Origin of the sequence: Affinirhizobium straminoryzae (assembly GCF_007004135.1) — a bacterium.
GTDB lineage: Bacteria > Pseudomonadota > Alphaproteobacteria > Rhizobiales > Rhizobiaceae > Neorhizobium > Neorhizobium straminoryzae.
On sequence record NZ_VJMG01000091.1, the window covers coordinates 1 to 4948 of the forward strand.

Genomic DNA, 4948 nt, shown 5'->3' on the forward strand with positions numbered 1-4948 from the left:
GGCAGGGTCACGGGCTTCGGAGCGGGAAAGACGGTGACGGGCAGTATGGCCATGGGGCATCCTTCGTTCGGCTGGCGATCATCCGGCCTTCTTCCTAGAGCAGCATTCCGATTCTGTCTCGCTTTTCGTCGGTGCACAAGGACGTCGTGGCGGGGATTTTCCGGGTTGGATCGCCTCTCTCATCGACCCTGTCGCGAAGGTCTGGGCAGCCTGCAATCCGCGGTTCTTGTTGCGCCGTGATCCGACGTTGCAGACGGCGCTTGAGGTGCGGGCGCAACGCAGCTAGGTTCATGACATCCATCTTATTTATCAGGTTGCACGCGCGGGCGTTTCTATCAGAGGCACGACGATGAAAATACGCCTTGCGGTGATGACGCTGATCGCGCTGCTGCCCGCGCTCGCGATGCTGGCCTATAACGAATTGAAGCTGCGCAACGAGCGTCAGGCCGAAATCCACCAGCAGGCCATCCGTTCGTCGCAACAGTTTTCCATGGAGATCGAAACGATTCTTGAGGGGCTGCGCGGCCTGCTGATTGCCACGGCCGCCATTCCCGCCATCACCGACGGCAATCCGGCCGCCTGCGGCCAGACGCTGAACGCCGTCTCCGCACGCCTGGACGATTATGTCGGCAACATTTTCGTGCTTGATCGCAACGGACGCCTGCTGTGCGACAGTCTCAATTGGCCGACAGGAACCGATTTTTCCGACCGCGAGTATGTGCGCCGCGCACTTGTTTCGGACGATGTCGTCATTGCCGGCTACACGATTGCCCGCGTATCGAACCGTGCGGTGCTGCCGGTTGCGTTGCGTCTGAAGCGCAATGGCGAAACGGTTGGCGTGATCGCAACCGGGCTGCGGCTGGACTGGCTGCAGGCCCGCGTATTCCAGAGGGACATCGTCGCCGGCGGCTCTGTGACCATTTCCGACCGCAATGGCGTCATCGTGGCCCGCAACCCCGATCCGCAATCCTTCGTGGGAACCACCATCCCGCAGGCCTATCGCCATCTGATCACGGCATCCGCGCCCGGGTCCCTTGAAGTGGTCAGCCAGGATGGCACGACCCGCATCCTCGGCTACCAGCCGGTATCGGACAAGAACCCGCTCTATGTCAGCGCCGGGATTGCTCGCAACGAAGCTTTCGCGCAGTTGAACACGGCGGCGCTGACCGGCATTCTCTTTATCCTCTCCGGCTGCCTGATTGCCTTCGTTGCGGCCAATTATGTCGGCCAGCGCTTCATCCTCGAGCCGGTACAGCACATCGTGCGCACCGTGACGCGCTGGCGGGATGGCGATCTCGCCGCACGCACCGGAATGCGGGCGGATCGCGGCGAACTCGGCCTTGTCGGGACCTCCATCGATGGTCTTCTCGACGAGATCGACCGGCAGCGACGCCTGTCGGCGCAGGCGGAAGAGAAGCGGCGGCTGATGGCTCGCGAACTCTCGCATCGGGTCAAGAACACGCTGTCCGTCATCCAGGCGATCGTCCGCCAGACCTTTCGCGGCCAGAACGAGCAGATGGCTTCTTTCCAGAAGCGGCTGCAGGCGCTGGCGGGCGGCTATGACGTGCTCCTCTCGGAAGATGAGCAAGGCGCCTCGCTGCACGAACTCATCGAGCATGTGATGCGGCCGCTGCATGATATCGACGGCGAAACCGTTCGTGTGGATGGCCCTCACTGCCTGCTGGGGGCCGAACTGGCTGTGGCGCTTTCTCTGATCCTGCACGAACTCGGCACCAATGCGCTGAAATACGGCAGTCTCTCCAGCCCGGAAGGGCGCCTGTCGATCACCTGGCTGACGGCAGAGGAGCGTCTGACGCTTACCTGGATGGAGCGGGGTGGTCCCGCCGTCCAGCAAAGCGAGCGGGAAGGTTTTGGGTCGAAGCTGATCCGTCTTGCCATTCCGGCGAGCCACGACCCGCAGATCGACGCAGATTTCCGACGGGAAGGTCTCCATTTCACCCTCAGCTTCAGGCTGTCTGCACCGGGCAATATCTGACGGCATGTGCGATCCGCATTGCCGAGCAGGAAGGGCCTTGCAGGCGCAACCGCACAACCGAATCGTGTCCTCATTTTCGCAACCTTGAATATGCACGGAAACGAAACGGGAATAATCTACGAATGAAATCGAAACGGTGGCCAGCGGAATCCCGCTGGCGAATGGTTCGACGAGTTGAGGAATTATTGTCGCGGCCGTTCGCACCGGTGCTGCGCGATGACCGGCGAACTCTGCAGCCGAGCGAGGTTGAGGCGGGAGGAACTGGTGTCCTGCGACCATCGTTATGGCGCAACCGGCTTGCCCGCCGCTCTCTTGCTGCTGCCCTGCGACGTTCTTGCATGTGGGAAAGCGGTGGACAGGCAGCGTTTCCGGATGAACTTTCGCCCAAAATAGGGCATGGCACGCGTGCCTCTGCTTATTCCGTGGTCAATTTGTTTTCTTGACTTCAAAATGGGCGATCTCTATCCATTTACCAAATGGTAAAATCCAGGGGAACGTGACCGATGACCGATAAACTGCTTCTCTCCCGTCGTGGCGTGCTTGCTTCCGGCCTTGCACTGAGCGCAACCGCCTTCATTCCGTCCGTGCGCGCCGCCGCACCGATCAAGGTCGCCGGTATTCACGGCTCACCGGTCGAAAACGCGTGGAACTCGGTGCTGCACAAGGCGCTTCAGGAGGCCGCCAAGGAAGGCGTGATCGAATATGTCTTCTCCGAAGGCGTGTCCGGCACCGACTATCCGCGTGCCATGCGCGAATATGCCGAGCAGGGGGCCAAGCTGATCATTGGCGAGACCTTCCCGGTCGAGAAGCAGGCCCGCGAAGTGGCTGCCGATTATCCCGAAACCGCTTTCGTGATGGGCTCCAGCGGCAAGCAGGCCGGTGACAATTTCGGCGTGTTCGGCACCTGGAATTTTGACGGCGCCTATCTCGCCGGCATGCTGGCCGGCAAGATGACCAAGTCGAACGTTGTCGGTTCCGTCGGCGCCATGCCGATCCCGGAAGTCAACATGCTGATCAACGCCTTCGGCGCCGGCGTGAAGGCCGTCAACCCGAACGCCAAGCATCTCGTCACCTTCATCGGCACCTTCTTCGATCCGCCGAAGGCGCGTGAAGCCGGCCTCGCCCAGATCGATGCCGGCGCCGATATCCTGTTCGGCGAGCGTATCGGCACGGCCGATGCCGCCAAGGAACGCAAGATCAAGTCGATCGGCTCGCTGATCGATTACACGCCGCGCTACCCTGACACGGTCTTCGCCAATGCGCTGTGGAATTTCCGCCCGATCCTCAACGCCGCGCTCGCCGATGTGGCCGCCGGCAAGCCGACCGGCCGCGATTACACCGCCTATGGCCTGATGAAGGAAGGCGGCAGCGATATCGTCTACGTCAAGGGCGTGGCACCGGCCGATGCGGAAGCGGCGATGGAGGCCAAGCGCGCCGAGATCAAGGCCGGCAAATTCGAAGTGCCGAAGATCATGGACGAGCCGAAGTAATTCTTTCCATGATGGCAGATGCAACGGCGCTGGCAGAGGCGATTGCCTGCGGCCACCTTTCCAGCCGGGAGGCCATGCAGGCTTCCCTTTTGGCGGCGCAGGCCGCGCGGGATCTCGGCGCCATTGCCTATGAGGATGCTGAGAAGGGGCGAGTCTCGGCAGATCTTATCGACGGTCTGCCGCTTCAGGACCGTCGCGCCATGCCGTTTGCCGGCGTTCCGACGCTGGCAAAGGATCTGGGCGGCCCCTTTGCAGGCTTTCCCGTCACCGCCGGCTCGCGCCTGATGGCGCGGCGCGGCGGGATGGTCGATTCGGATCTCGCTGAACGCTTTCGGGCGGCGGGCTTCTGTCTCTTCGGTCTCACCACCAGTCCGGAATTCGGCCTGTCGCTGGCAAGCGAACCGGCGATCGGTCCCATCGCCCGCAATCCGCTGGCGCCGGAGCTTTCGGCCGGCGGCTCCTCCGGCGGTGCCGCTGCTGCCGTGGCGGCCGGCATCGTCTCGATTGCCCATGCGACCGATGCGGGCGGTTCCATCCGCGTGCCGGCCGCATGCTGCGGCCTTGTCGGCCTGAAGCCGAGCCGCGGCCTGATGCCGGCCGGGCCGCAATTCGGCAATCACCTGGGCGGGATTGCCACCGAACTCGCCGTCTGCCGCTCCGTGCGGGATGCGCAGACGATCCTCGAGGCCCTCTCGGGCCATGCGCATGGACCCTATCCGCCGGTGGCGACGCAGCCGGCTCCTTCGGGTGGTTTGCGGATCGGTGTCCTGACCGAGACCGGGAAGGACCTGCCGACGACGCCCGAACGCTGCAATGTGGTGGAGGAGGCGGCGCGCCATCTGGAATCCACCGGCCATCGATTGGTCCCGATCTCCGTCTCCGCCGTCGAGGCGATTGCGGCCACCAGCCAGCGCGCCTTTGTCGACATCGTCTGCATCAATCTTGCCGACACGTTCACGCGCTTCAATCTCGATGCGGCGAAGACGGAGGTGCTGACGCAGGCAGTCATCGAGCGTGGCCTGTCGCTGTCGGCACGCAGCCTGTGGCAGAGCCTGAATGCCATGGTTCTCGTCAGCCGCGATCTGTGGCGCCTGTTCGATGACATTGACTGCCTGTTGAGCCCGATCCTGTCATCCGCGCCTTTGCCGATCGGTTCCTTCCCCAGCGATCATACGGATACCGACCTGCATTTCCACCGCATGGCCGCCTTCGCGCCGCTGGCAGCGCTTGCCAATGCCTCCGGCTTTCCGGCGCTCACGCTGCCCTTTGGTGCGGATGCAGCGGGTTTGCCGCTACCGGTACAACTGATGGCACCTATGGGGGCAGAAGCTCTGCTGTTGCGGCTGGCTGCCGAACTGGAGCAGGATGGCCGCTGGCAGCATCGTTTCCCGATTGCAGGATGGCCCGCATGAGCATACCGGTTCTTCAGATCGAGGGCGTCAGCAAGCGCTTCGGTACGACG

At 63.0% G+C, this 4948-nt stretch carries 3 protein-coding genes; all 3 read left to right on the forward strand.

All coding sequences use genetic code 11. The features are described 5' to 3' along the window. Window positions 1-349 precede the first annotated feature (349 nt). The 3 genes from FNA46_RS24340 (at window position 350) to FNA46_RS24350 (ending at window position 4898) form a co-directional block, all read left to right on the forward strand. A complete protein-coding gene (locus tag FNA46_RS24340; protein ID WP_143127831.1) occupies window positions 350-1996 on the forward strand; it encodes a sensor histidine kinase in 1647 nt (548 codons plus the stop codon). 503 nt (window positions 1997-2499) lie between these two features. After that, a complete protein-coding gene (locus FNA46_RS24345) occupies window positions 2500-3486 on the forward strand; it encodes a BMP family protein (protein WP_143127832.1) in 987 nt (328 codons plus the stop codon). 8 nt (window positions 3487-3494) lie between these two features. Further along, complete coding sequence (locus FNA46_RS24350) at window positions 3495-4898, forward strand: amidase (protein WP_143127833.1); 1404 nt, start codon at window positions 3495-3497, stop codon at window positions 4896-4898. The last annotated feature ends 50 nt before the right edge of the window (window positions 4899-4948 follow it).